Genomic DNA, 25006 nt, shown 5'->3' on the forward strand with positions numbered 1-25006 from the left:
GCGCGGAGGTCGCGACCCGCCGCGACTGTACCGTTGCAGCAACCTTGCAGCAACAGGTCCGCGAAACACCGTGGGCGCCCGTGCGGCGCTATTCCCCGGGGAAATAGCGCCGCACGAGCGCCCACGACCGAACGACGGTCAGCCCGCCAGGTGCCCCCAGCGCGGCGCGAGCTCGTGCCACGGGCCGACATCGGCGATCTCGCCGTCGGCGAGCACGACGACGCGGTCCGCGCGCGACAGGGCCGCGCGCTTCGACGTCGCGCCGACGACGGTGGTGCCGCGCTCGCGCAGCGACGCCCACAGCTCGATCTCCGTGGTGGCGTCCAGCGCGCTGGAGACGTCGTCGGCCAGCAGCAGCTCGGCGTCCGTCGCCAGCGCGCGGGCGAGCGCCAGTCGCTGCACCTGCCCGCCGGACAGCCGCACCCCGCGGTGGCCGACGAGCGCATCCGGCCCGCCCGCCTCGTCCACGTCCTGCCCCAGGCGCGCGGAGGCGACCGGGCCGTCGACGTCGCGCTCGTGGTCCAGGCGCACGTTCTCGCTGAACGTGCCGGACAGCACGCGCGGCACCTGCGCGACGTGCGCGACCTGGCCCGGGCGCAGGAACGCCTGGGCGTCCTCGACGTCCCGCTCGTTCCAGCGGATCCGGCCGGTGTGCTCCATGAGGCCGCTCAGCGCGGACAGCAGGCTCGACTTCCCCGAGCCGACCTGGCCGAGCAGCAGCACGAGCTCGCCGCGCCGCACCTCCAGGTCCACCCCCGACACCCCGATGGTGCCGTCGTCGTGCACCGCGGTCACGCCCTCGAGCCGCAGCCGCTCCAGCGCCTCGCGCGGGCCCGCGGCCGGCCGGGGCGCGTCACCGGTGAGCAGGTCGACGCCCGCGGGCAGGTCCATGAGGTCGGCCCCCGCGGCGAACCGGCCGGTGGCCCGCTGCCACGACCGCGTGCCGGGCGCCTCCGTCACGACCGCCCCCGCCACGACGCCGAACCAGCCGAACCCGTTCACGGCGTTCGCGACGAGCAGCGCGGTCGCCAGCCCCCACGTGCCGGTGAGCAGGCCCGCCCAGGCCGCGACGACACCGAGCTGCACCATGATCATCGGCACGCCGTCGAGAGCGGCCTGGATCCGGTGCTCGAAGATCGCGGCCCGGACGCGGCCGCCGTCCACCTCGCGCAGGTGCGCGTGCACCTGCGGCGTCCGCGCGGCGAGCTTCACCGTGCGCGCGGAGTCGAGCGCGGAGACGAGGGCCCGGCCGAACCGGGCGCGCGCGGCGGACGACCGGGTGGCCGAGCGGCCCGCGATCGGCCGACCGATCGCCGACGCGGCCGCCGAGACCACCATGACGGCCAGCAGCACGCCGCCGGCCAGCCACGACCCGCTGAGCAGCGCCGTCACGCCGGCGATGACCAGGCCGTTGACGAAGTCGACCCAGCGGTCCGCGTAGCGCACGAACCGGTCGGAGTCCATGGCGCGGGCCACGACCTCGCCGGGCGGGGTGGCGCGCAGGCGCTCCTGGCGCGTCTGCCCCACCATCACCGCCATCCGGACGCGCAGGAGCACCTCCACCCACCACCGCGGGTAGACGTACAGCGCCCACGCGAGCGCCAGCGGCGCGACGACGAGGAGCACGGCGAACGCGACCATGAGCACGGTGGGGAAGCCGGCGTCGAGCCCCTCGACCGCCCGCCCCCACAGGAACCCGGTCAGCGCGCCCTGCGCGGAGACGAGGCTCGCCACGAGGAAGAGCGCCGCGCCGACCACGCCCCACGCGGGGCGCACGAACAGCGCGTGCAGGACGCCGCGCGCCAGGCTCGGGCCCTCGCCCGGGTCGGCGAGGTCCGGCGCCTCGCCGCGGCGGCGCCTGCCGCCCACGTCGTGCGACGCCGCCGGCGCGGCGCTCACGGTGCCCGACGGCGCGCTCGACGGCGTCGACCGGTGACCGGTGAGCGCCGACGCGACCTCCTCGGCGGCACCGGCGCTCGCGACGGGTGCGTCCGCGGCGTCGCTCGCCAGGAGCAGGTCGCGGTACGGGCCGTCCTCGCGGGCGAGCCGCGCCCGGGGGCCCTGCTGCACGACCCGGCCGTGGTCGAGCGCGGCGAGCAGGTCCGCCCGCTCGATGGTCGTGAGCCGGTGCGCGACCAGCACGCCCGTGCGCCCGGCGAGCAGCCGCTCGGACGCCGCGACCACGCGGGCCTCGGTGAGCGGGTCCATGCGCGCCGTCGCCTCGTCGAGCACCACCACCTGGACGTCGCGCACCAGCAGGCGCGCGAACGCGACGAGCTGCTCCTCCCCCGCGGACAGCGACGTGCCGCCCGGGCCGAGCAGCGTGTCGAGACCGTCGGGCAGGCCCGACACCCAGGCCTCCAGGCGCAGCTCGCGCACGGCCGCCTCGACGTCCTCGCGCGGGACGTCGGCGAACAGCGCGACGTTCTCGGCGAGCGTGCCGGCGAGGATCTCGGTGCGCTGCGTGACGACGCCCACCGCGGCGCGCAGCTTCTGCAGGTCGAGGTCGCGGACGTCGACGCCGCCGAGGAACACCGTGCCGGGCTCCGGCTCGACGGCGCGCGACAGCAGCGACGCGAGCGTCGACTTCCCGGAGCCGGTGCGCCCGACGAGCGCCACCGTCTGCCCCGCGGGGACGCGGAGGTTCACGCCCTGCAGCGCGAAGGTGCCCTCGGCGTACGAGAAGTGCAGGTCGCGCAGCTCGATGCCCACCGGGCCCTCGGGCAGGTCGCGCCCGCCGCTCGGCTCCGGCTCGACCGACAGCATCTGCCGGATGCGCGTGATGGCGCCCAGCCCCTCCTGGATGTCCGGCAGGTGGTGGATGAGGTTGTCCACCTGGCCCACGAACATCGAGGTGACGAGGAACAGCGTCACGAGGTCCTGGACGGCGAGAGTGCCGCCCGACGCGAGCGCAGCCCCGGCCACGGCGACGCCGGCGAGGAGCGCGGCGAGCACCAGGCCGGCCCGGCGCAGCATCTTCGACTCGACGACGACCACGTCGCGGAACTTGCGGTGCACGTCCGCCGAGCGCTGCGCCAGTCGGCGGATCGCGAACGGCTGGCCGAGGCTGGTGCGCAGGTCGTCGCGGGCGGCCACCGACTCCTCGAACGCGGCCGCGTGGTCGGTCCAGGCTGCCTCCTCGATCACCTTGCGGCGGGCGATCTCGCCCAGCATCGGGCGCACGAGGACGCCCGCGAGCGCGCCCAGCAGCGGGAACAGGATCCACGCCGGCCACCAGGTGACGCCGGCGACCACGTACATCGGCACGACGCCGACCACCGTGCGGCCCGCGCCCCACAGCTGGCGGCGCACGAGCGTGCCGACGGCGTGCGTGTCGTCGTCGACCCGGTCGAGCACCTCGCCCACGGCCTGCTCGGTGAGCGTGGCGAGCGGCTGGTGCAGCGCCGCGGTCAGCAGGTCGCCGCGCAGCCGCCCCTCGGCGCGGTCGACGACGCCCGCCCACACGACCTGCCCGGCCGTGTCGAACAGGGCGGCGCCGACCACGCAGAGCGCGAGCAGCGACAGCAGCGCCCCCGTCGGGTCCTCCGCGAGGCGGCCCGCGACGACGGTGCCGAGCGCGGCACCCACCGCCCCGAGGGTGAGCGCGACCAGCGCGACCGCCGCGACGGGCCCGCGCAGCCTCCGCCAGTCGAGGCGGCGGGACGGGTCCGTCGGCGTGGTCGTGGTGGAGGTGTGTTCCGCGCGCGCGGCAGGGGCGTCGATCATGGCCCGAGAAGCCTATGCGGCGCCCCCGACGCTCCGCCGCAGAATTTCCGTCAGATCAGGCCGAGCGCACGCACGGCATCCCGCTCCTCGGAGAGCTCCTGCACGCTGGCCGCGATCCGCTCGCGGGAGAAGTCGTCGATCTCGAGGCCCTCGACGACCTCCCACGCACCGCCCGACGACGTCACCGGGAACGACGAGACGAGGCCCTCCGGCACGCCGTACTGCCCGGTGGACCACAGGCCCGCGCTGGTCCAGTCGCCCTCGGGCGTGCCCAGCACCCAGTCGTGGACGTGGTCGATCGCCGCGTTCGCCGCGGACGCCGCCGACGACGCCCCGCGCGCGTCGATGATCGCGGCGCCGCGCTTGGCCACCGTCGGGATGAAGTCGTCCGCGAGCCAGAGCTTGTCCTCGTCCGCGTAGCGGGCGCCCGGCGTGCCCGCGACGTCGGCCCGGAACACGTCCGGGTACTGGCTCGCGGAGTGGTTGCCCCAGATCGTCACGCGGCGCACCTGCGAGACCGGCACGTCCGCCCGCTTCGCGAGCTGGGACAGCGCGCGGTTGTGGTCGAGGCGCGTCATCGCCGTGAAGCGGTCCTTCGGCACGTCGGGCGCGTTCGACGCCGCGATCAGCGCGTTCGTGTTGGCCGGGTTGCCCACGACCAGGACCCGCACGTCGTCGGCCGCGCCCGCGTTGATGGCCCGGCCCTGCGGCCCGAAGATGCCGCCGTTCGCCTCGAGCAGGTCCGCCCGCTCCATGCCCGGGCCGCGCGGCCGGGCCCCCACCAGCAGGGCGACGTTCGTGCCCGCGAAGCCCGCCGTCGGGTCGTCGTGGATGTCGATGCCGTCCAGCAGGGGGAAGGCGCAGTCGTCGAGCTCCATCGCGGTCCCCTCGGCTGCCTTCACCGCCTGCGGGATCTCCAGCAGCCGCAGCCGCACAGGCGTGTCGGGGCCGAGCATCGCGCCCGACGCGATCCGGAAGAGCAGCGCGTACCCGATCTGGCCCGCCGCCCCGGTGACGGTGACGTTCACTGGTGTGGTCATGCCCCTACTCTGACGCAGCCGGGCGCCGGGGTCGACCGCCACCCCGGCCCGGCCCTCGACGACGCCGCCGACCGGCGCGCCGACCGTCGTGGTGGAGCGCGACCTGGGACGACGCGCGGTAACGTGCCAGGAGCGCCACCGTCGGCCCGCGCTCAGCAACCGTTCAGACCACGGTGGAAGCATGCCCGCGCAGCCGGCCGTGAGGCCGGTCACGCACGACCGGCCCTCCCACCGCGGGGGGCACACCGAGACGCCCGTCTCCCGAGCAGAGAAGGACCCTCATGTCCCAGGACATCGCCGCCGAGGGCGGTACGGCCCCGGCCGACGTCGACACGGCGGCCGGCACCCCGCAGCACGGCCTGTTCGCCCGGCTCGCCGCCGAGGCCTTCGGCACGTTCGTGCTGGTGCTCGGCATCGTCGGCACCGCCACTTTCAACCTGTTCAACAACGGTCAGATCATCACCGTCGCGCTCGCGGGCGGGATCCTCGTCATGGGCGCCATCGCCGCGGTCGGCGGCGTCTCCGGCGGCCACTTCAACCCCGCCGTGACCTTCGGCCTGACGCTCGCCGGCCGTGCCGCGTGGCGGGACCTGGTGCCGTACTGGGCCGCCCAGCTCGTGGGCGGCACCGCGGCCGCGGCCGTGATGTTCTCGATCATCCCCGACTCGGTCCTGCCGTTCGCGCAGGTGACGACGAAGGCGGAGTTCTTCCAGCTCACCGCCAACGGCTTCGGCACGCACTCCCCGGCCGCGAACCTCACCGCGGCCGCGGCGCAGCAGGGCGGCTCCCCGGTCGAGTTCACGATGTGGGCCGCCGTCCTCGTCGAGGTGATCGTCACGGCGATCTTCGTCGGCGTGATCCTCGGCGTGACGAGCAAGCGCACGTCCGTCACCTTCGCCCCGGTGGTCATCGGGCTGACCCTCGGCGCGATGCTCATCGTCGCCTGGCCGGTCACCAACGCGTCGCTCAACCCGGCCCGCTCGTTCGCCTCCGCGGTGTTCGGCGGCGGCTGGACGTGGGGCCAGCTGTGGGTGTTCGTCGTCGCCCCGCTGGTGGGCGCGGCACTCGCCGCCCTGTTCGTCCGGGCGTTCCAGCCCGTGCCCGCCCTCGCGCTGACCGAGGTCGAGTACACGGCCGTGACGGTCGAGGAGCGGACCGTTCCCGAGCACGACGTCGTCGACGACGGCGCCCTTCCGACGGCGTCGGAGGTCGACGAGAACGAGGGCGAGTGGGACGGGCAGGACGTCGACGACGCCAAGCCCGGCACCGACGAGCCGAAGGGCGACGCGCCGCGCGCCTGACGCCCCGACGCACGAGGGCCGGTACCCGCGGGGTGCCGGCCCTCGTGCCGTCCGCGGAGGATCTCACCCGCGAGCCGGCGGAGACCCGAAGGGTGCGCACGGCCGGGATCGTGGCCGTCCGCGAGCCTCGCGGCTCGGCGGGCTGATCGGGGCGCTCAGCCCAGGCCGGGGGCGGTCAGGGCCAGCACGCCGATGACGACTGCGCCGCCCCAGCACAGGAAGACGTCGAAGCCCCGGCTCCGCACGACCAGGCCGACCGGCCCGGTGGCCGACGTGGCCCGCCACGTGCCGGCGACGGCGAGGGTCAGCGCGATGGTGCCGGTGCCGACGCGGGCCCCGACCAGCACGCCGAGCACGACGGCGAGCACGATGCCCGCGAGCACGGTGACGATGGCGCGCTCGGGGCCGGGCAGGGGGCGCGCCGGCTCCTCGCCCTTCGCCCCGACCGTGTGCCACGCGGGCGCGGGCTCGGCCCCTCCGGGGTCACGCGGAGGGTCGGGCAGCGCACGGGGATCCACGGCAGCCGAGCCTACCGTCGCGCGACCGGTGCGAGCGCCGGACCTCCACGCCCGCAGGGTTACGGTGAGGACCGTGCCCGAGCCGACCTCCGACGTCTCTCCCCGTCCTCCCCTCCGGTCCGTCGTCGTGGTGGGCGCCGGCCTCGCCGGCGCGCAGACCGTCGCCGCGCTGCGCACGCACGGCTTCGACGGGCGGATCACGCTGCTCGGCGCGGAGGGCGTGCCCCCGTACGACCGCCCGCCGCTCTCCAAGGAGCTGCTGACGCGGCCCGAGCCCGTGTGGCTGAGCGCGGACCTCGGCGTCGACGTCGAGGCGCTGGCCGACGACGTGCGACTCGCCGAGCCCGCCCTGTCGCTGGCCTCGGGGCCGGACGGCGTGGTCGTCACGACGTCACGGGACGAGGTCGCGGCCGACGCCGTCGTGCTCGCGGTGGGCTCCGTCCCGGTCGTCCCGCCGGGGTTCTCCGCGTCGTCGCTGCTGCACACGGCCGCCGACGCCGACCGCCTGCGGGCGGCCCTGCGCGCCGACGACGGGCTGCGCCTGGTGATCGTGGGCGCGGGCTGGATCGGCGCCGAGGTCGCGGGGGTCGCCGCGGGCGCCGGGGCGGACGTCACGGTGCTCGAGGCGGCCGACGCCCCGTTGTCGCGCCAGCTGGGCCCCGACGTCGGGGCGCTCCTCGCGGGCTGGTACCGGGCCGCCGGGGTGCGCCTGCGCACGGGCGCCGCGGTGGCGGCCGTGGAGGGCTCCGGCGTGGTCCTCGCCGACGGCGAGCACGTGCCGGCGGACCTCGTGCTCACCGCCGTGGGCGCGCGGCCGGCGTCGGGCTGGCTGGAGGGCACGCTGCCCCTGGACGCGCGCGGCGCGCTCCTCGTGGACGGCGACGGCCGCGTCCCCGGCCATCCCCGCGTCTGGGCGGTCGGCGACGTCGCGTCGCGCGCGCACCCCGTGTTCGGCACGGTGCCGGGCGGGCACTGGTCGGCCGCGCTGCACGACCCGGACCCCACCGTGCGCGCCATGCTCGGCGTCGAGCCGGCCGGCGCCGGGCACGCACCGTACGTCTTCTCGCAGCAGCTCGGGCACGACCTGGCGCTGCTGGGCCTGCCGGTCACCACCGGGCCCGACGCCTCCCCCGTGGTGCTGCGGGGCACCCCCGGCGAGGGCCCGTGGGCGGCGCTCTACCTGGACCCGGCGGAGAGCACGGGGCTCGACGACGCGCCCGACGGCGTCGCGACCGTCCGAGCCGTCCTCCTCGTCGACTCGCCGCGCGACGTCGGCGGCGTCCGGCGTCTCATGAGCCGCGGCGAGCCGCTCCGCCTGGACCTCGCGAGGGCCACCGACCCCGCCGTCCGGCTGAAGTCGGCCGTCGCCCCCTGACGCCGAACAGGCGGTCGACACCGTTCTGGGGCCCGAAGATGGCCCATCACGGTGTCAACCGCCTGTTCGGCACTCCTCAGTGCGCGAAGTGGCGCGTCCCGGTGAGGTACATCGTCACGCCGGCGGCCTGCGCGGCCTCGATCACCTCGGCGTCGCGGATGGACCCGCCGGGCTGGACGACTGCGCGGACGCCGGCGTCGAGCAGCACCTGAAGGCCGTCGGCGAAGGGGAAGAACGCGTCGGACGCGGCGACCGCGCCGCGCGCCCGCTCCGCCCCCTCGGCGAGCGTGTTCGCGCGCTCGACGGACAGGCGGCAGGAGTCGACGCGGTTGACCTGGCCCATGCCGATGCCGACGGCGGCACCGTCGGCGGCGAGCAGGATCGCGTTGGACTTGGCGGCGCGGACGGCCTTCCACGCGAACGCGAGGTCGGCGAGCGTGGCCTCGTCGGCGGCCTCGCCGGCGGCGAGCGTCCACGACGCGGGGTCGTCGCCCTCGGCCTGGAACCGGTCGACCTCCTGGACGAGCATGCCGCCGGAGATCGGGCGGTTCTCGGCGACGGCCTGCGGCGGGGTGTCGACGACGAGCAGGCGCACGTTCTTCTTCTTCTGCAGGATCTCGAGCGCCTCGGGCTCGAATCCCGGAGCGACGACGACCTCGGTGAAGATCGGCGCGATCCCCTCGGCCGCGGCCTTCGTCACGACCCGGTTGGCCGCGATGACGCCGCCGTAGGCCGACACCGGGTCGGTGGCGTGCGCGCGGGCGTGGGCCTGCGCGATGTCGTCGCCGACGGCGATGCCGCACGGGTTGGCGTGCTTGATGACCGCCACCGCGGGGCCCTCGTGGTCGTGCGCGGCGCGCCAGGCGGCGTCGGCGTCCACGTAGTTGTTGTAGCTCATCGCCTTGCCGTGCAGCTGCGTCGCCTGGGCGAGGCCGCTGCCGCCGTCGGTCCGCGTGTACAGCGCCGCCTTCTGGTGCGGGTTCTCGCCGTAGCGGAGCACCGCGGCGCGCTCGAACGCCGCGCCTGCGACGTCGGGCATGTGCGATTCGAGGGCGGTCTCGTCGGGCGCGTAGTCGCTGGCGAACCAGGAGGCCACGGCGACGTCGTACTGCGCGGTGTGCGCGAACGCGGCGGCCGCGAGGCGCTTGCGCTGCGCGAAGCTGAAGCCGCCGCCCTGGACCGCGGAGACGACGTCGTCGTAGCGCGCCGGGTCGACGACGACGGCGACGCTCGGATGGTTCTTCGCCGCGGCACGGACCATCGACGGCCCCCCGATGTCGATCTGCTCGACGACCTCGTCCGGGCCGGCGCCGGACGCGACCGTCGCCGCGAAGGGGTACAGGTTCACCACGACGAGCTCGAACGTCTCGATGCCGAGGTCGGCGAGCTGGGCGAGGTGGTCGGCCTTGCGGGTGTCGGCCAGGATCCCGGCGTGCACGCGCGGGTGCAGCGTCTTGACGCGACCCTCGAGGCACTCGGGGAAGCCCGTGAGCTCCTCGACGCGCGTGACGGGGACGCCGGCGTCGGCGATCCTCGTGGCGGTGGAGCCGGTGGAGACGAGCTCCACGCCCGCGGCGTGCAGGGCGGTGGCGAGCTCGGTCAGGCCGGTCTTGTCGTAGACGCTGAGCAGCGCGCGGCGCACGGGGCGCTGGGCGTCGTCGGCGAGCTGGACGTCGGGGGCCGTGACGTGGGAAGCGGAGTGTGCTCCGGACATGAGTGTGTTCTCCTCGGGCGGGTTCTCTCGCGGAAAGACCCTCGCACCCAGGCGGGCGGCGCGCATGGCGGGACGTGTCGGCCGCTCCCCGGTGGTGACCCACCCTCGCCAGTCACGGCCACGGCGAGTCTATCGAACGTCGCCGGGACCGGTCACGGCAGCGCGACGTCCATGCCGAGCAGACGCCAGGCCCGGGCCGCGGTGTCCGCCCGGTCCGCCGCAGGGCGCCGGGTGAGGGCGCCGGCCACGAGCTCGACGCCGAGCATGAGGTCCTCGACGGAGGTGCCGGCGGGCACCTGGCCGGCCGCGAGCGCCGCGTCGTGGTGCGCGGCGAGCACGGCGGCGACGCGGTCGCGCAGCTCGAGCATGCGCCCCGGCCGGTCCTCGACCAGCAGGTCGACCACCCCGACGGACTCGATGGCGTGCCGCGTCACGAGGCCGAGGAGCTCCGGCAGCGCGGCGCCCGCGGCCGACGCCGCCTCCAGCGTGTCCACGTTCTCCTCGACGACGGCCGCCACGAGGGAGACGCGGTCCGGGAAGTGCCGGTAGAGGCTGCCCTGCCCGACGCCGGCGCGTCGCGCGACCGAGCTGAGCGGCGCGGCCGTGCCGGACTCGGCGAAGACGGCGTGCGCGGCCTCCAGGAGCGCCGCGCGGTTGCGGGCCGCCGCCGCGGGACCGGGGTTGCTCCGGGTGGACGGGCGCGGGTTGCTCCGGGCGGTGGACACCGGAATAGACTAGCAACCGGACAGTGTTGTCCGGTTAGCACGACAGCAGCCCGTGAGGGACCAGCCAGCAAGGAGAGCACCATGGCCCTGTCCGCATCCTCGACCGTCGGCGAGTGGCTCGACCACCCCGTCGGAGGCCGCATCCTCGGCGCCGTCCTCGAGCAGGCCGGCGCGTCGGCCGAGGCGCTCGCCCCGGCGCGCAACCTCCCGCTCGAGCAGCTCGTGGCGCTGTCGAACGGGCAGTTCCCCGCCGAGATGGTCGACGGCCTCGTCGCCGCGTACCGCGAGCAGGCGCCCGGAGACACCGACGCCGACCCCGCCGGCGGCGGCTCCCCCGTCCCCGCGCCCTGGGCCGAGCAGGTCACGCCGGGTCGCTTCGCCGGCCAGACCGTCGTCGTCACGGGCGCGGCCTCGGGCATCGGCCGCGCCGTCGCGTCCCGCGTGGCGCGCGAGGGCGGTCGCGTCGTCGCCGTCGACCTGGCGAAGGAGAAGCTGGACGAGCTCGCGGCGTCCCTGGCCGGCGTCGCGCCGGGCGCCGAGGTCGTCACCGTCGCGGGCGACATCACGTCGGCCGAGTCGGTCGAGGAGGTCGTGCGCGCCGCCGGCGAGCGCGTCGACGCCCTCGCCAACGTCGCCGGGATCATGGACGACATGGGCGCCGTGCACGAGCTCACCGACGCGACCTGGGAGCGCGTGATGCGCGTGAACGTCGACGGCACGATGCGCCTCATGCGCGCCGTCCTGCCCGGGATGCTCGCCGCGGGCCGCGGCCGCATCGTCAACGTCGCCTCGGAGGCCGGGCTGCGCGGGTCCGCCGCGGGCGCCGCGTACACGGCGTCCAAGCACGCCGTCGTCGGGCTCACCAAGTCCTCCGCCGTGATGTACGCGGGCACGGGCGTGCAGGTGAACGCCGTCGCGCCCGGCGGCGTCGCCACCGGCATCCAGGTGCCCGCGCAGGCCGAGTTCGGGGGCGCGCGGCTGGGCCGGTTCATGGGCAACATCCCCGGCATCGCGACGGCGGAGCACCTCGCCGCGTCGATCACGTTCCTGCTGTCCACCGACGCGGTGAACCTCAACGGCGCGATCCTCGCCTCCGACGGCGGCTGGTCCGCCGTCTGACCCCGGCCCGCCAGGAGCCCGGCGAGCCGTCAGGGTGAACGCGGGGTGCATCCCGCGCCCACCCTGACGGCTCGGGATCACTCGGCGGGCATCGGGAGGGCGTCGTCGGCCCAGGTGTCGGGCGTGCCGACCCGCCACAGCGACCGCACGAGGGCCAGCCCGACGACGGTCGCGGCGAGCAGCGCCACCAGCGTCCACAGCACGACGCCGATGCCACCGGCCTCGAGAAGGGTGCCGCCGACCAGCGGGGCGAGCGGCATCGCCGCCACCCCGCTGAGCCCGAGCACGGACGCGAGACGACCCTGCATCCCGTCGGGGGTGATCGCGGCCGTGTAGCCCGCCATGGCCGAGTTCACCGCGGGGACCATGAGCATCCCGACCCCGACCAGCACCACGTACGCGACGTAGGTCTGGAGCAGGGCCATGCCCACGAAGGCGAGCACGACCGGGACGAGCGCCAGCACCGTCAGCACGCCGAGGCGCAGCCGCGCGACCAGCGCCGGGGCCGCGAGAGCGCCCAGCAGCATCGAGCCGGCGGCCACGGTCCCGACGACGCCGATGAGGACCGGGGGCGTGCCGGTGCGCGCGAGCTCGAGGTTGATCCCGACGAGCATCCCGTTGACGGCGACGTTCACCGCGACGAACAGGCCGAGGCTCGCCCGGAACAGCGGCACCGCCCACACGTACCCCAGCCCCTCGCGCAGCGCGGCGAGCGGCCGGGTCGCACGCGCCTGGGTCACGTCGTCGTTCAGCGGCGCGCGCACGAACCACGCGCACAGGGCCGTCGCGGCGTGCCCGACCACCGCGCCCACCAGCGGCAGCGCCGCCGCGACGCCGTAGAGCAGGCCACCGAGCGGGCCCCCGGCGATCCCCGCGACGGCGTCGCGACCCTGGGCCGTCGCGTAGGCGGTCGGCAGCTGGGCGGTCGGCACCACCGCCCGGAACGCGCCGCTGATCGCCGGGTCGAGGAAGGCCGCCGCGACGGCGGACCCGCACAGGACCGCCGCCAGGTGCCACGCCGTCAGGCCGCCGAGGGCCGCGGCGACGACCGCGGACGCCCACAGGACGGCGGCCACCGAGGCAGCGACGACGACCAGCCGACGACGGTCGGTCCGGTCCGCGACGACCCCCGCCGGCAGCGTGGCGAGGAGCGCCCCGGCCTGGCCCACCGCGGCGATCGTGCCCGCGGCAGCCGCCGAGCCGGTGAGCCCGAGCGCGAGCAGCGGCACGGCGAACCGGGCGACGCTGCCGCCGAGCGACTGCGTCGTGAGGCCGGACATCAGCAGGACGTACGGGCGGTTGCGGCGCAGCGGCACCGGGGCCTCGGCGGCGCCGGCCGCGGTTCCGACATGGGGCGTCTCGCTCACGGGAAGCGGCTCCGCGGCCGCCGTGGTCTGCGTCATGGGCACGACCGTAATCCCGCACCATCTATTGCGCAATAGCTGTTGCGCACTGATTCCTGCGGGATCTTGCTAGGCTCGGGCGCGTGCAGGAGACGATGGAGATCACCGAGCCGGAGGCGCTCCGCGCTCTCGCCCACCCCGTGCGGCAGCGGATCCTCATGCAGCTCTCGGTGCTCGAGCACGCCCGCGCCGCCGACCTCGCCGAGGCGATCGGGCAGCCCGCCAACTCGGTGAGCTTCCACCTCCGCGTGCTCGCCAAGGCCGGGATGATCGTCGAGGCGCCCGAGCACGCGCGCGACAAGCGCGACCGGGTCTGGACCAACGTGGCGCAGAGCTACCGCGTGAAGTCGGACTCCCCTGGCGCCGGGGAGGCCATCGTCCGCCCCGCGCTGCAGTGGACCGCCGACGTCTTCGCGCACCACGACGGCGACGACGACGACGCCAAGCGGCAGTTCATGCTCCTGACCATGCTGCTCACCAAGGAGCAGGCCGACCAGATGGCGCTCGAGGTCGCCGAGCTGCTGAGCCGCTGGGCCGACCGGAGCCACCAGGACGCCCGCGACGAGCCCGCCGTCGCCCGGGAGGTCTACCAGGTGCTGAGCGCCTTCGGCCCGCGCGACGACGTCAGCGGCGACACCGCCCGCGAGCCGACCGTCTGACGTCCCCGCGGTCGACGGCCGTGGTCAGCCGACGAGCGCGCGCCGCCCGTCGACGCGCAGCCCCTCGCGGGCGACGCGACCGACGGTCTCGACGAGCAGCGCACGCTCCGCGACCTTGATCCGCTCGTGCAGGGCGGACTCGTCGTCGCCGTCGAGCACGGGGACGACGGCCTGGGCGAGGATCGGCCCGGTGTCGACGCCGGCGTCGACGACGTGCACGGTGCAGCCGGTGACCTTCACGCCGTAGGCGAGGGCGTCCCGCACGCCGTGCGCGCCGGGGAACGACGGCAGCAGCGCGGGGTGGGTGTTGACGATCCGCCCCGCGAAACGCTCGACGAACGAGGGCGCGAGGATCCGCATGAACCCGGCGAGCACCACGTAGTCGGGCCGGAAGACGGCGACGGCCTCTGCCACGCCGACGTTCCACGCGGGGCGGTCGTCGAAGTCCTGCGGGGCGACGACGACGGACGCCACGCCGGCGTCGCGGGCCAGGTCGAGCGCCCCGGCACCGGGCTTGTCGGAGACGACGCCGACGACGCGGGCGCCGTAGGCCGGGTCGTCGTGGGCGGCGAGCAGCGCCGCGAGGTTGGAGCCGCCGCCGGAGGCCAGGACCACGAGCCTGGCCTGGGCCGTGCCCTGGGCGGACGTGGACGCGACGGGGTGGCCGGACGGGGTCTGCACGACGTCACCCTACCCGCGCGTCCGCGCCGTCCGCCGCGCCCGGAAGGAGACCGAGGCCTACTCCCGCCGGAGGCGCCCACCGACCTGCAGGTGCGCGCACGCCAGCACGACCGCCGCCCCGGCGCCGACCTCGACGGCCACCACCGCGCCGGTGAGCAGGGGGTCCGCGCCCACCTGCGCCAGGCGTCCCGCACCGACCGCTCCTCCGGCCCAGTGCTGCAGCAGCCCGGTCGTGACGCCGGCGAGCAGCACCACGCCCGCGAGCACCTGGGCCAGGTCGGCCCAGCGGACCCGCTCCGGGTCGAGCCGTCGCCATGCGAACCAGCCCGCGAGCGCGCCGCAGGCCACGACGGCGAGCGGGCCGGCGACCGCGGCCGTCGGGCCGGACCAGTCGGGGCCGGGCAGCGCGCCCAGCAGGGGCACGGCCGGCAGCGGGCCCGCCTCGGTCCCGCCCGGGGCGAACACGGTGCCCTGCCCGACGGCGAACCCCGGCCCGGCCAGCCACGACGTCGCCCACAGCACGAGGTTGGGCAGCAGCGCGAGCTGCGCGACGGCGAACACGACACCGCCGATCCAGCCCGGGTCGAGGCCGGTCACCACGTCCTCCGACGTCGCCCGCCCCGCCACGACCCACACGAGGGTGAGCGCGGCCCCCAGCCCGGTCAGCGCGGCGAGCGCGACCGTGCCCGCCTGCAGGCCGAGCCGCGCGACGTCGGGCACCGCGCGGTCGAGCAGGCCGCCGGGGACGACGACCTCGGGCCGGTCCGGCGGGACGAGGATGCCGAGCGCGGCGCCCGCCCCGCCCACGACGGCGCCGCCGAGCGCCGCGAGGCCGAGCCGGGGGCCGGCGGCCGCGAGCCCCTCGCCGCCCGCCACGCCGGCGGTCGCGGCGGCGAGGGCGACGGTCGCCGCCGCGTACGTCACGGTCGCCGCGACCCAGGCGGCCGGCGTGGGCAGCGCCGAGCGCTTGACGGACACGTAGGTCGTGAACACGGCGAGGGCACCGATGCCGAGCGGCACGAGCGTGATCACGCCGCCGCCCGCGTCGATCGGCACGCCGTGCCCCAGCAGCCACAGCCCCGTGGCGACGCCGACCGCCCCGGTCCAGGCGGAGTCCGGCGACCCGCCGAGCACACCGACGACCGCGAGGAGCACGACGACGGCACCGGACAGCACGACGCCCTGCACGGTGGCCCACGCGCCCGAGGTGGCCGCGGCGAAGCGCTCGCCCCCACGGCCGGGGCGCCGCGCGGGGCCGTCGCCGTCGACGGTCCGGGCGGTGCGGGCGGGTCGGGTGCCGGGTGGTGCGCTCACCGGCCCATCGTCACCCGCGCGCCTGGCAGAACCCGGCAGACACACAGACGGCGCCCGCCCCCCGGCGAGGGGACGGGCGCCGTCTGTGTGTCGTGCGCGGCGCCGGAGCGCCCTCGGGTCAGAGCGACTTGAGGATCTCGCGCATGAGCTCGGCGGTCTCGGACGGCGTCTTGCCGACCTTCACGCCTACGGCCTCGAGGGCCTCCTTCTTGGCCTGCGCGGTGCCCGCCGAGCCGGAGACGATGGCGCCGGCGTGGCCCATGGTCTTGCCCTCGGGGGCGGTGAAGCCGGCGACGTAGCCGACGACCGGCTTCGTCACGTGCTCCTTGATGTACGCGGCCGCGCGCTCCTCGGCGTCGCCGCCGATCTCGCCGATCATGACGATCGCCTGGGTCTCCGGGTCGTTCTCGAAGGCCTCGAGCGCGTCGATGTGCGTGGTGCCGATGACCGGGTCGCCGCCGATGCCGATGGCGGTCGAGAACCCGAGGTCCTTCAGCTCGTACATCATCTGGTAGGTCAGGGTGCCCGACTTCGACACGAGGCCGATCGGTCCCTTGCCCGTGATGGTGTGCGGCGTGATGCCGGCCAGCGACTCGCCCGGCGTGATGATGCCGGGGCAGTTCGGGCCGATCATGCGGGTCTTCTTGCCCTGGAGGTAGGCGAAGACCTCGGCCGAGTCCTGCACCGGGACGCCCTCGGTGATGACGACGATCAGCGGCATCTCGGCGTCGACGGCCTCGATGGCCGCGTCCTTCGTGAACGCCGGGGGCACGAACAGGACCGACACGTTCGCGCCGGTCTCCGCCATGGCCTCCTTGACGGTGCCGAAGACGGGCAGCGTGACGTCGTTGCCCTCGTGGTCCTTGTGGGTCACGGTGGTGCCGGCCTTGCGGGCGTTCACGCCGCCCACGATCTGCGCGCCGGAGTCGAGCATCAGGGCGGTGTGCTTGGCACCCATCCCGCCGGTGATGCCCTGGACGATGATCTTGCTGTCCTTGTTCAGGTAGATCGACATTGTTCTCGAATCTCTGCTTTCGACGTCGGCGGGGCGCTCAGAGGTGGGCGAGCTCGGCGGCCTTGGCCGCGCCGCCGTCCATGGTCTCGGCCAGGGTGACCAGCGGGTGGTTCGCCTCGCGCAGGATGGCGCGGCCGAGGTCCACGTTGTTGCCGTCGAGGCGCACGACCAGCGGCTTGGTGGCCTCGTCGCCGAGGATCTCCAGCGCGCCGACGATGCCCTTGGCGACCTCGTCGCAGGCGGTGATGCCGCCGAACACGTTGACGAACACGCTCTTGACCTGCGGGTCGTTGAGGATGACGTCGAGACCGTTGGCCATGACCTGGGCGTTGGCGCCGCCGCCGATGTCGAGGAAGTTCGCCGGCTTCACGCCGCCGTGCTCCTCGCCGGCGTAGGCGACGACGTCGAGGGTGCTCATGACGAGCCCCGCGCCGTTGCCGATGATGCCGACCTCGCCGTCGAGCTTGACGTAGTTGAGGCCGTTCTCCTTGGCCTTGGCCTCCAGCGGGTCCGCCGCGGCCTTGTCCTCGAGCGCCTCGTGGTCGGGGTGACGCACCTCGGAGGCGTTGTCGTCGAGCGAGACCTTGCCGTCGAGGGCGACGATCGAGCCGTCCTCGGTGCGGACCAGCGGGTTCACCTCGACGAGCGTGGCGTCCTCGGCCGTGAAGACCGTCCAGAGCTTCTGGATGACGTCGGCGACCGGGGCCTTGAGGTCCTCGGCGAAGTTCGCGGCGTCGACGATCTCGCGCGCCTTGGCCTCGTCGATGCCCACGATCGGGTCGACGGCGACGCGGGCGAGGGCCTCGGGCCGCTCGACGGCGAGCTGCTCGATCTCCATGCCGCCCTCGACGGAGCACATGGCGAGGTAGTTGCGGTTCGCGCGGTCCAGGAGCACGGAGAAGTAGAACTCCTCGGCGATCTTGGCGCCCTGCGCGATCATCACGCGGTGGACCGTGTGGCCCTTGATGTCCATCCCGAGGATCTCGCCGGCCTTCTCCTCGGCCTCCGCCGGGGAGTGGGCGAGCTTGACGCCGCCGGCCTTGCCGCGGCCACCGGTCTTCACCTGGGCCTTGACGACGACGGTCCCGCCGCCGAGCTTCTCTGCACCCGCGCGAGCCTCTTCGGGCGTCGTCGCGACGACGCCGCCGAGCACGGGCACGCCGTGCTTCTCGAAGATGTCGCGAGCCTGGTATTCGAACAGGTCCACCCTGCTGCGTCCTTCCATCGGTGGTGCCCCTGGGTCGGCAGAGGCCGGCACGAACGGATGTCTCGACATCAAGACATCCCCGAACAGGGTAGTCCGACCCGCACGACGCCGGGAACCGCGGCCCTGCAATCCCCCGCCGCAGGTGACCGATCCCACACGCCGCCGCCCGGCCTGTCAGGACCGGGACCATCGAAACGTGCGCGTGACCCTGACAGCTCGCGGGTCAACCTTGGTTGACAACTCGTCCATCGTCAACCAGAGTTGACGGCATGACGGAGACGACGCTCGTCGGCGCGGCCGCCGGCGACGACCCCACGGAAGGGCTCCGCGCCGTCCGTGCGCTGCGCGACCTGGCGGACCGGCTCGAGACGCTCCAGGTGGAGCGCGCGCGACAGCTCGGCTGGTCGTGGCAGGACGTCGCCGACGCGCTCGGCGTGAGCAAGCAGGCGGTCCACAAGAAGCACGGCAGGAGGATCTGATGTTCGAGAGGTTCACGAAGGACGCCCGCGCCGCGGTGCAGGGCGCCGTGGAGGTCGCGGAGCGCGAGCGCTCCGAGTCGATCGACACCCGGCACCTGGTGATCACGCTCGCCGAGGGAGCAGGGCGCACGCCCGCCGCGCTGGAGGCGTGCGGCGTCCGGGCCGACGACGTCGCCGCGCTCGCGCGCGACGCCGTCCGACGGGGTGAGGTGCTCGACGCCGACGCCCTCTCGGCCGTCGGGATCGATCTCGACGAGGTCAGCCGGCGCGCCGACGAGACCTTCGGCGCGGGAGCGCTCGACCGGGCCGCCCGGCGCAGCACGCGACGGCGCAAGCACTGGCCGTTCACCGCCGACGCCCGCAAGGCGCTCGAGCTCTCGCTGCGCGAGGCGATCCGTCTCGGCGACAAGGGCATCGACGACCGCCACCTGCTCCTCGGCGTCCTGCGCGCCGACTGCCCCGGCGGCCGCCTCCTCGAGTCGGCGCTCCGCGACGCGGGCAGCGATGTCGCCGCCCTCCGCGCCGCCGCCGAGCAGGAGACCCGCGCGGCCTGACCCGCCCGAACGCTCACGGCACCGGGTCTGCGTCCCGCGGCTCGGCGGTGGCGGTCAGGTAGGCGCGGCCGCGCGGCGACACGCGGTACCCGACCTCGAGGCTCTCGGTGAGGCCCAGCTCCTTGAGCCGGCGCACGCGGATCTTGAACGGGTCGCGCTCCATGCCCAGGCCCTCGGCGAGGGTGCGCGCGACGACGGCGGGTCGCGCCGCGATCAGCTCCAGGTAGGCGCGGGTCCACGGCTCGGGCGCGGCGCGGTCCATCCGCGCGAGGCGGGCGCGGATCGCGTCCACGGCCGCGGCGTCGAGGTCGTCGTCCTCGCGCAGCGCGACCCGCGGGTCCGGGCCCGCCAGACGCAGGCCCACCCGGTACAGCTCGCCCTCGCCCCGGCGCTCGATCCAGGCCCGCGCGGCCGCCCCCGAACGGAACCCGGCGCCGCGGGCGGCGTCGTCGTCGACGTCCTCCGGCCCCACCGGGTCGACGCCCGTCACCTCGACCACGCCGACGCGCGTGCGCATCGTCGACCCCGCCCGCACCCGCACCACGGACCACCGGCGGTAGGTGTGCGTGACCGTCCCGTCGGCGAGCCCGCGCAGCGTCCTGGCGTCGAGCAGCACACGGTCACGATGCCAGCGCGCCGCCCCGCCCGCGCGGCGACCCCGCGAGGGCCGTCAGAGCTTGGTGACCGGCGAGTACCGCAGCAGCAGCCGCTTGGTGCCGTCGGCGCCGAAGTCGATCCGCGCGACGGAGTTCGGTCCGCTGCCCTCCAGCGAGACGACCGTGCCGAGGCCGTACGCGTCGTGCGTCACCTTGTCGCCGACGTCGAGCGACGGCACGTCCGCGTCCTTGCGCGGGGTGGCCGAGCCGAAGGTCGCGCCCGTGCCCGCCGTCGTGCCCGCGTCCTTCGGGCGCCCGATCCGGCCGCCGACGCCCTCGGACGGCGACCTCCGCTGAGGCGACCAGGCGCCGCCCGACGAGCCGGCGCCGGCCCCGCCGCGCGCCGACCCCCGTGTCTGACCGCCCCACGCGGACCCGCCGCGGCGCAGGTACTGGGTGGACGACTCGCGCCGCCGCCAGTCCCACAGCTCGTCGGGGACCTCCTCGAGGAACCGGCTGGGCGGGAACTCGTTGGGCGCCCCCCACGCGGAGCGCACCGCCGACCGGGAGATGTACAGCCGCTGCCGGGCGCGGGTGATCCCGACGTACGCCAGCCGCCGCTCCTCGGCGAGCTCGGAGTCGTCGTGCAGCGACCGCATGTGCGGGAACGTGCCGTCCTCCATGCCGGTGAGGAAGACGACGGGGAACTCGAGACCCTTGGCGGTGTGCAGGGTCATGAGCGTGACTACGCCCTGGTCCTCCTTGGGCTCCTGCTCGGCCTCCCCGTCGGCCACGTCCTCGTCGGGGATCTGGTCGGCGTCCGCCACGAGCGACACGCGCTCGAGGAAGTCCGCGAGGTCGCCCTCCGGGTCCAGCTCGCTGAACTCCGCCGCGACGGCGTGCAGCTCGGCGAGGTTCTCGACGCGCGAGGCGTCCTGCGGGTCGTCCGACGCGCGCAGCTCCGCGAGGTAGCCCGTGCGGTCCAGGACGGCGCCGAGGATCGTGGCGGGCGGCTCGCCGTCGTCGACGAGGGCGCGCAGCTCGCGCATCATGTCGCGGAACGCCGTGAGCGGCTTTGACGTGCGGGAGGTCATGCCGCCGATCTCGTCTGCGCGCTCGAGCGCAGCCCCGAAGGAGATCCGCTCCCGGTCGGCGAACGACGCGACGAGCGACTCCGCCTTGTCCCCCAGCCCCCGCTTGGGCACGTTGAGCACGCGGCGCAGGTTGACGTCGTCGTCCGGGTTCGCCAGCGCCCGCAGGTAGGCGACCGCGTCCTTGACCTCGCGGCGCTCGTAGAAGCGGGTGCCGCCCACCACCTTGTACGGCAGGCCGACGCGGATCAGCACCTCCTCCAGCGCGCGCGACTGCGCGTTGGTGCGGTAGAACACCGCGACGTCGCCGGGGCGCACCCCGTCCTTGTCGCCGAGCCGGTCGATCTCCTCGGCGACGAACCGCGCCTCGCCGTGCTCGTCGTCGGCCACGTAGCCGACGATCTTCTCCCCCGCGCCGGCGTCGGTCCACAGCCGCTTGGGCTTGCGGTCCGGGTTGCGCGAGATGACGGAGTTCGCGGCCGTGAGGATCGTCTGGGTGGAGCGGTAGTTCTGCTCCAGCAGGATCGTCGTGGCGTCCGGGTAGTCCTCCTCGAACTCCACGATGTTGCGGATCGTGGCGCCGCGGAAGGCGTAGATCGACTGGTCGGCGTCGCCGACGACGGTGAGCTCCGCGGGGTCCAGGCCGTCGACGCCGGGCCCGTCCACCGTCGCGCCGGCCAGCTCGCGCACCAGCATGTACTGCGCGTGGTTGGTGTCCTGGTACTCGTCCACCAGGATGTGCCGGAACCGGCGGCGGTAGTGCTCCGCGACGTTCGGGAACGCCTGCAGGAGGTTCACCGTCGTCATGATGATGTCGTCGAAGTCGAGCGCGTTCGCCTGCGCCAGCCGCTGCTGGTAGCGCCGGTAGACGTCCGCCAGCACGGTGTCGAACTCCGGCGCCTGCGTCGGCAGCGAGCCCGACGACGCCGCGCGGGCGGTGCGCTCGCGCCAGCCCTCCTCCGTGGCGTCGGCGCCCGAGCTCTGCGCGTAGGCCTCGGGGTCGATCAGCTCGTTCTTGAGGTCGCTGATCTTGTGCGCCAGCGACCGTGCCGGGTACTTCTTCGCGTCGAGGTCGAGCTCGCGCGTCACCAGCGTGATGAGGCGCTGGCTGTCCGCCGCGTCGTAGATGGAGAAGCTGGAGCGCAGGCCGAGGGTCTTGGCCTCCTTGCGGAGGATCCGGAGGCACGCGGAGTGGAACGTCGAGACCCACATCCGCCCACCCGCCGGGCCCACCAGGTGCTCGACGCGCTCGCGCATCTCCGCCGCGGCCTTGTTGGTGAACGTGATCGCGAGGATCTCCCCCGCCCGGGCCCGGCCGGTGGCCAGCAGGTAGGCGATGCGGTGCGTGAGCACGCGCGTCTTGCCCGACCCGGCGCCCGCGACGATGAGCAGGGGCGAGCCCGCGTGCTCGACGGCGGCCCGCTGCTGCGGGTTCAGCCCCTCCAGCAGGGCCTCGGGGTCGAGGTGCGAGAACGCCCCGCGCGAGCGCGGCCGCCCCTCGCCCGACCCGCCGTCGTGCGCCTCGGCCGCGGCGTCGCGCACCCACGCCGGCGCGCCGGACGTCGGGTCGGCGGCGTCGTCGTCCCAGCGCGGGGCGGTGGACGGCAGGCGTGCCGTGTCGTCCTTCGCGGCGTGGTCGAACCCGGGCAGGGACAGGCTGTCGAACAGGGAGGTCATCGTGGACCAAGCGTAGGCTCCGCGGCCGACATCCCGGTGCCGCCCGGGCCGTGACCCGCCCCTCAGCCGGCGACCGAGACGGTCGCGCCGACGGCCGTCGGGTCCTCCAGCAGGTCGCAGACCGCCGCGGCGAGGTCGGCGCGGCGCATCGACCAGCGCCAGCGCACGTTGCCGTCCCGGCGCTGGTGGTACGCGCCGCGGGGCGCGCCGTCGCGCAGCATGGGCGGCCGCACGATCGTCCAGTCGAGCCCGGACTCCCGCACCGCCGGCTCGGCGACGGCGAAGCCCGCGTTCGCGTCGCGCAGCGCCCGCGCCAGGATCGGCTTGGCCAGGTAGCGGGACAACGGGTCGTCGCCGTCGACCACCCAGCCGCTCGCGGTGACGACGACGGCGCGGCGCACCCCGGCGGCGCGGGCGGCGTCGACGAGCACCTCCGTCAGCTCCCCCTGCACGCCGGGTGCGCTGCCGGGCACCGGGCCCAGCGCCGACACGACGGCGTCCATCCCGGCGAGCGCGGCCGTGACCGCGGCGGCGTCGAGGCCGTCCGCCGTCGCGACGCCGTCGGGGGTCAGGTCGCCCAGGCGTGCCGGGTCGCGCACGACCGCCACCGCGTGGTGGCCGCGGCGCCGAGCCTCCACCACGACCAGGCGTCCGGTCCGTCCCGTCGCTCCCAGCACGGCGATCTTCATGGTCGTCTCCTCGTTCCTCGGGGTGAGTAAGTGTTTACTCACCCCTAGGATGGGGGTGCCCGCACGGGCATGTCAACGGGACGGGAGAACCCATGAGCACGCGCGACCGGATCCTCGACGCCGCGGCGAGCGTGCTGCGCGAGCGCGGGATCGCCCGGGCCACGACCAAGGAGATCGCGCGCGCGGCGGGCTGCTCGGAGGCGTTGCTCTACAAGCACTTCGCCGACAAGCAGGAGCTGTTCCTCGGCGTCCTGTCGGAGCGCGCCCCCCGCCTCGACGCCCCCGCGGACCTCGTCGGGCGCGCGACCGTCGTCGAGAACGTCACGACCCTCGTCGGCCAGCTGCTCGCGTTCTACGCCCGGTCGTTCCCGATGGCGGCGTCGATCCTCGGCGCGCCGGAGCTGCTCGTCGCGCACCGCGAGGGCGTGGGGCGCCGGGGTGCGGGCCCGCAGGGCCCGGCGCTCCAGGTGCAGGCCTACCTCGACGCCGAGGCGCGCGACGGACGCCTCGACCCCGGCGTCGACACCGAGGCCGTGGCGCGGACGTTGGCCGGGGCCGCGCTGTTCGAGGCGTTCCTCGCCGTCTACGCCGGGCGCGACGCCGTGCCCGGTGCCGCCGCGCGGGCGCGCGGCATCGTCGGCGCAGTCCGCCTGGACGCGCCGGCCGCCGGCCCGACGGCGTAGACGAGAACTACCGACGCAGCCGCATCGGCGTGTGCGGGATGTCGTCCTCCAGGTACTCGGGCCCGTCCGGGGCGAAGCCGAACCGCCCGTAGAAGCCGGTCAGCGGTGACTGCGCGCCGAGGACGACGTCGGCCCCCGGGGCGGCGGCGGTGGCGACCTCCACCGCGGCCCGCATGAGCACGCCCGACGCCCCCGAGCCGCGCACGTCCGGGTGGCACACCACGCGGCCGATGCGCTGCACGTCGCCGTCGTCGAGCACCCGCGCCGTCGCGACCACCCGGCCGTCCCGGTCACCGTCGAGCAGGACGACGTGCCGCGCCGTGGGCTCGGCGTCCCGGCCGTCCAGGTCGGGGTACGCGCACTCCTGCTCGACGACGAACACGTCCTGCCGCAATTGCCACGCCGCGTACGCGGTCCGCGCGTCCAGCTCGTCGAGCGTCGAGACACGCACCGTCCACCGGTCGTCGCGCCGCTGCCGGGCGTCCTGCTGGGTCATGGTTCCTCCGAGCTGCCGTGCCTGCCGCCCGACACCTTAAGCCGCGCGCCGATGAGATCCGCCCCCGGCGGCCGTCCCACCCGTACCGCACCCGGCGCGACCGGCGCCGGGTCGTCGTCCGAGGAGGAACCACCGTGGCCGCAGCACGATTCACCGGGGTCCATACCGTCGCGGTCCCCGTCCGCGACCAGGACGCCGCGCTCACCTTCTACACCGGGCCGCTGGGGTTCGAGGTCCGCTTCGACGCCGAGCTGCAGCCCGGCTTCCGGTGGGTCGACGTCGCCGCGCCGGGTGCCGCGACGTCGCTCGCGCTGGTGCGGGCGGGTGACGGGCTGCCCGCCGGCGTCGACACCGGGATCCGGCTCGTCACGCCCGACGCCCGGGCCGCTCACGCGGCTCTGACCGACGCGGGGGCCGACGTCGGGGACCTCCTGCTGTGGGAGCAGGCGCCGCCGATGTTCGAATTCCGCGACCCGGACGGCAACACGCTGTACGTCACCGAGAACCCGGCAGGCTGACCGGCGCGGCTCGCGGCGGGGTCCGTCTGCGCGCGAGACTCCTGCGCATGACCGTGCTGCGCTCGATCCTGCTCTTCCTCGCCGCCGCCGTCTTCGAGATCGGCGGTGCCTGGCTGGTGTGGCAGGGGGTGCGCGAGCACCGCGGCTGGATCTGGATCGGCGCGGGCGTCGTCGCCCTCGGCGCGTACGGCTTCTTCGCGAGCCTGCAGCCGGACGCGCACTTCGGCCGCATCCTCGCCGCGTACGGCGGGGTCTTCGTGGCCGGGTCGCTGGTCTGGGGCGTGGTCGTCGACGGGTTCCGGCCCGACCGCTGGGACGTCGCCGGTGCGCTGCTCTGCCTCGCCGGCGTCGCGGTGATCATGTACGCCCCGCGAGGTGCCGTCTGAACCGGACCGGGCGCGGGTGATCCCGGGGTGAATCGCGCCC

23 protein-coding genes are annotated in these 25006 nt (G+C 75.2%); 9 read left to right on the plus strand and 14 right to left on the minus strand.

The annotated features are described in order from the left end of the window. Positions 1–138 precede the first annotated feature (138 nt). Both ACFQ8T_RS11360 and ACFQ8T_RS11365 read right to left on the minus strand, forming a co-directional pair. Entirely contained in the window at positions 139–3726 is a 3588-nt protein-coding gene (locus ACFQ8T_RS11360) for an ATP-binding cassette domain-containing protein (RefSeq protein ID WP_430546636.1), read from the minus strand. 50 nt (positions 3727–3776) lie between these two features. After that, on the minus strand, positions 3777–4766 hold the full coding sequence (locus ACFQ8T_RS11365) for a malate dehydrogenase (protein ID WP_430546637.1): 990 nt from the start codon (positions 4764–4766) through the stop codon (positions 3777–3779). A 281-nt stretch (positions 4767–5047) separates the two neighbouring features. Here ACFQ8T_RS11365 and ACFQ8T_RS11370 point away from each other — a divergent pair, with 281 nt between their 5' ends. Next, complete coding sequence (locus ACFQ8T_RS11370; RefSeq protein WP_430546638.1) at positions 5048–6067, plus strand: MIP/aquaporin family protein; 1020 nt, start codon at positions 5048–5050, stop codon at positions 6065–6067. A gap of 155 nt (positions 6068–6222) precedes the next feature. On the opposite strand, the gene ACFQ8T_RS11375 is transcribed toward ACFQ8T_RS11370, so the two are convergent. Next, positions 6223–6585, minus strand: a complete 363-nt coding sequence (locus tag ACFQ8T_RS11375; RefSeq protein WP_429766195.1) for a DUF3017 domain-containing protein — start codon at positions 6583–6585, stop codon at positions 6223–6225. Positions 6586–6658: 73 nt separating this feature from the next. Between ACFQ8T_RS11375 and ACFQ8T_RS11380 the strand changes: the two genes are divergently transcribed. Then, positions 6659–7960, plus strand: coding sequence for an NAD(P)/FAD-dependent oxidoreductase (locus tag ACFQ8T_RS11380; protein WP_430546639.1), 1302 nt, complete (start codon positions 6659–6661; stop codon positions 7958–7960). 76 nt (positions 7961–8036) lie between these two features. Here the strand turns inward: ACFQ8T_RS11380 and purH are convergent, their stop codons facing one another. Together purH and ACFQ8T_RS11390 are read right to left on the minus strand one after the other, a co-directional pair. Beyond that, on the minus strand, positions 8037–9674 hold the full coding sequence (gene purH / locus ACFQ8T_RS11385; RefSeq protein ID WP_430546640.1) for a bifunctional phosphoribosylaminoimidazolecarboxamide formyltransferase/IMP cyclohydrolase: 1638 nt from the start codon (positions 9672–9674) through the stop codon (positions 8037–8039). Positions 9675–9826: 152 nt separating this feature from the next. Next, complete coding sequence (locus tag ACFQ8T_RS11390) at positions 9827–10399, minus strand: helix-turn-helix domain-containing protein (protein WP_430546641.1); 573 nt, start codon at positions 10397–10399, stop codon at positions 9827–9829. 81 nt (positions 10400–10480) lie between these two features. On the opposite strand from ACFQ8T_RS11390, the gene ACFQ8T_RS11395 reads away from it, so the two are divergent. Next, complete coding sequence (locus ACFQ8T_RS11395; protein ID WP_430546642.1) at positions 10481–11518, plus strand: SDR family NAD(P)-dependent oxidoreductase; 1038 nt, start codon at positions 10481–10483, stop codon at positions 11516–11518. Between the two features lie 77 nt (positions 11519–11595). On the opposite strand, the gene ACFQ8T_RS11400 is transcribed toward ACFQ8T_RS11395, so the two are convergent. Beyond that, a complete protein-coding gene (locus ACFQ8T_RS11400) occupies positions 11596–12921 on the minus strand; it encodes an MFS transporter (RefSeq protein ID WP_430546643.1) in 1326 nt (441 codons plus the stop codon). Positions 12922–13004: 83 nt separating this feature from the next. Between ACFQ8T_RS11400 and ACFQ8T_RS11405 the strand changes: the two genes are divergently transcribed. After that, positions 13005–13580, plus strand: a complete 576-nt coding sequence (locus ACFQ8T_RS11405) for an ArsR/SmtB family transcription factor (RefSeq protein ID WP_430546644.1) — start codon at positions 13005–13007, stop codon at positions 13578–13580. A 24-nt stretch (positions 13581–13604) separates the two neighbouring features. On the opposite strand, the gene purN is transcribed toward ACFQ8T_RS11405, so the two are convergent. The 4 genes from purN to sucC form a co-directional block, all read right to left on the minus strand. Next, on the minus strand, positions 13605–14261 hold the full coding sequence (gene purN, locus ACFQ8T_RS11410; protein WP_429766183.1) for a phosphoribosylglycinamide formyltransferase: 657 nt from the start codon (positions 14259–14261) through the stop codon (positions 13605–13607). Between the two features lie 57 nt (positions 14262–14318). Next, complete coding sequence (locus ACFQ8T_RS11415) at positions 14319–15575, minus strand: DUF6350 family protein (protein WP_430546645.1); 1257 nt, start codon at positions 15573–15575, stop codon at positions 14319–14321. A gap of 118 nt (positions 15576–15693) precedes the next feature. Then, positions 15694–16590 (minus strand): succinate--CoA ligase subunit alpha, encoded by an 897-nt coding sequence (sucD, locus tag ACFQ8T_RS11420; protein ID WP_429766179.1) that lies wholly within the window; start codon positions 16588–16590, stop codon positions 15694–15696. Between the two features lie 37 nt (positions 16591–16627). Then, on the minus strand, positions 16628–17797 hold the full coding sequence (sucC, locus tag ACFQ8T_RS11425; protein WP_430546646.1) for an ADP-forming succinate--CoA ligase subunit beta: 1170 nt from the start codon (positions 17795–17797) through the stop codon (positions 16628–16630). Positions 17798–18066: 269 nt separating this feature from the next. Between sucC and ACFQ8T_RS11430 the strand changes: the two genes are divergently transcribed. Then, a complete protein-coding gene (locus ACFQ8T_RS11430; protein ID WP_430546647.1) occupies positions 18067–18276 on the plus strand; it encodes an RNA polymerase subunit sigma-70 in 210 nt (69 codons plus the stop codon). After that, entirely contained in the window at positions 18276–18830 is a 555-nt protein-coding gene (locus tag ACFQ8T_RS11435; RefSeq protein ID WP_430546648.1) for a Clp protease N-terminal domain-containing protein, read from the plus strand. Before ACFQ8T_RS11430 ends, ACFQ8T_RS11435 begins: the two co-directional genes overlap by 1 nt. Before the next feature lie 13 nt (positions 18831–18843). Here ACFQ8T_RS11435 and ACFQ8T_RS11440 read toward each other — a convergent pair whose 3' ends face one another. The 3 genes from ACFQ8T_RS11440 to ACFQ8T_RS11450 form a co-directional block, all read right to left on the minus strand. Then, entirely contained in the window at positions 18844–19446 is a 603-nt protein-coding gene (locus ACFQ8T_RS11440) for a hypothetical protein (RefSeq protein WP_430546649.1), read from the minus strand. Positions 19447–19500: 54 nt separating this feature from the next. Next, complete coding sequence (gene pcrA, locus ACFQ8T_RS11445) at positions 19501–22194, minus strand: DNA helicase PcrA (RefSeq protein ID WP_430546650.1); 2694 nt, start codon at positions 22192–22194, stop codon at positions 19501–19503. 62 nt (positions 22195–22256) lie between these two features. Continuing rightward, entirely contained in the window at positions 22257–22883 is a 627-nt protein-coding gene (locus ACFQ8T_RS11450) for an NAD(P)-dependent oxidoreductase (RefSeq protein ID WP_430546651.1), read from the minus strand. Between the two features lie 92 nt (positions 22884–22975). Here ACFQ8T_RS11450 and ACFQ8T_RS11455 point away from each other — a divergent pair, with 92 nt between their 5' ends. Continuing rightward, positions 22976–23566, plus strand: a complete 591-nt coding sequence (locus ACFQ8T_RS11455) for a TetR/AcrR family transcriptional regulator (protein ID WP_430546652.1) — start codon at positions 22976–22978, stop codon at positions 23564–23566. A gap of 7 nt (positions 23567–23573) precedes the next feature. Here ACFQ8T_RS11455 and ACFQ8T_RS11460 read toward each other — a convergent pair whose 3' ends face one another. Continuing rightward, entirely contained in the window at positions 23574–24062 is a 489-nt protein-coding gene (locus ACFQ8T_RS11460) for a GNAT family N-acetyltransferase (protein ID WP_430546653.1), read from the minus strand. 134 nt (positions 24063–24196) lie between these two features. On the opposite strand from ACFQ8T_RS11460, the gene ACFQ8T_RS11465 reads away from it, so the two are divergent. Together ACFQ8T_RS11465 and ACFQ8T_RS11470 are read left to right on the plus strand one after the other, a co-directional pair. Beyond that, complete coding sequence (locus tag ACFQ8T_RS11465; protein WP_430546654.1) at positions 24197–24580, plus strand: VOC family protein; 384 nt, start codon at positions 24197–24199, stop codon at positions 24578–24580. A gap of 47 nt (positions 24581–24627) precedes the next feature. Further along, complete coding sequence (locus tag ACFQ8T_RS11470) at positions 24628–24966, plus strand: YnfA family protein (RefSeq protein WP_430546655.1); 339 nt, start codon at positions 24628–24630, stop codon at positions 24964–24966. The last annotated feature ends 40 nt before the right edge of the window (positions 24967–25006 follow it).

Source organism: Isoptericola sp. NPDC056618 (assembly GCF_042792715.1).
GTDB classification, from domain to species: domain Bacteria; phylum Actinomycetota; class Actinomycetes; order Actinomycetales; family Cellulomonadaceae; genus Isoptericola; species Isoptericola nanjingensis.

Excerpts from the sequence above, each read along its gene's own strand:
- ACFQ8T_RS11360 (WP_430546636.1), bottom strand. The coding sequence starts at position 3,726 with ATGATCGACGCCCCTGCCGCGCGCGCGGAACACACCTCCACCACGACC.
- ACFQ8T_RS11365 (WP_430546637.1), bottom strand. The coding sequence starts at position 4,766 with ATGACCACACCAGTGAACGTCACCGTCACCGGGGCGGCGGGCCAGATC.
- ACFQ8T_RS11370 (WP_430546638.1), top strand. The coding sequence starts at position 5,048 with ATGTCCCAGGACATCGCCGCCGAGGGCGGTACGGCCCCGGCCGACGTC.
- purH (WP_430546640.1), bottom strand. The coding sequence starts at position 9,674 with ATGTCCGGAGCACACTCCGCTTCCCACGTCACGGCCCCCGACGTCCAG.
- ACFQ8T_RS11395 (WP_430546642.1), top strand. The coding sequence starts at position 10,481 with ATGGCCCTGTCCGCATCCTCGACCGTCGGCGAGTGGCTCGACCACCCC.
- ACFQ8T_RS11400 (WP_430546643.1), bottom strand. The coding sequence starts at position 12,921 with ATGACGCAGACCACGGCGGCCGCGGAGCCGCTTCCCGTGAGCGAGACG.
- sucD (WP_429766179.1), bottom strand. The coding sequence starts at position 16,590 with ATGTCGATCTACCTGAACAAGGACAGCAAGATCATCGTCCAGGGCATC.
- ACFQ8T_RS11430 (WP_430546647.1), top strand. The coding sequence starts at position 18,067 with ATGACGGAGACGACGCTCGTCGGCGCGGCCGCCGGCGACGACCCCACG.
- ACFQ8T_RS11435 (WP_430546648.1), top strand. The coding sequence starts at position 18,276 with ATGTTCGAGAGGTTCACGAAGGACGCCCGCGCCGCGGTGCAGGGCGCC.
- pcrA (WP_430546650.1), bottom strand. The coding sequence starts at position 22,194 with ATGACCTCCCTGTTCGACAGCCTGTCCCTGCCCGGGTTCGACCACGCC.
- ACFQ8T_RS11450 (WP_430546651.1), bottom strand. The coding sequence starts at position 22,883 with ATGAAGATCGCCGTGCTGGGAGCGACGGGACGGACCGGACGCCTGGTC.
- ACFQ8T_RS11455 (WP_430546652.1), top strand. The coding sequence starts at position 22,976 with ATGAGCACGCGCGACCGGATCCTCGACGCCGCGGCGAGCGTGCTGCGC.
- ACFQ8T_RS11460 (WP_430546653.1), bottom strand. The coding sequence starts at position 24,062 with ATGACCCAGCAGGACGCCCGGCAGCGGCGCGACGACCGGTGGACGGTG.
- ACFQ8T_RS11470 (WP_430546655.1), top strand. The coding sequence starts at position 24,628 with ATGACCGTGCTGCGCTCGATCCTGCTCTTCCTCGCCGCCGCCGTCTTC.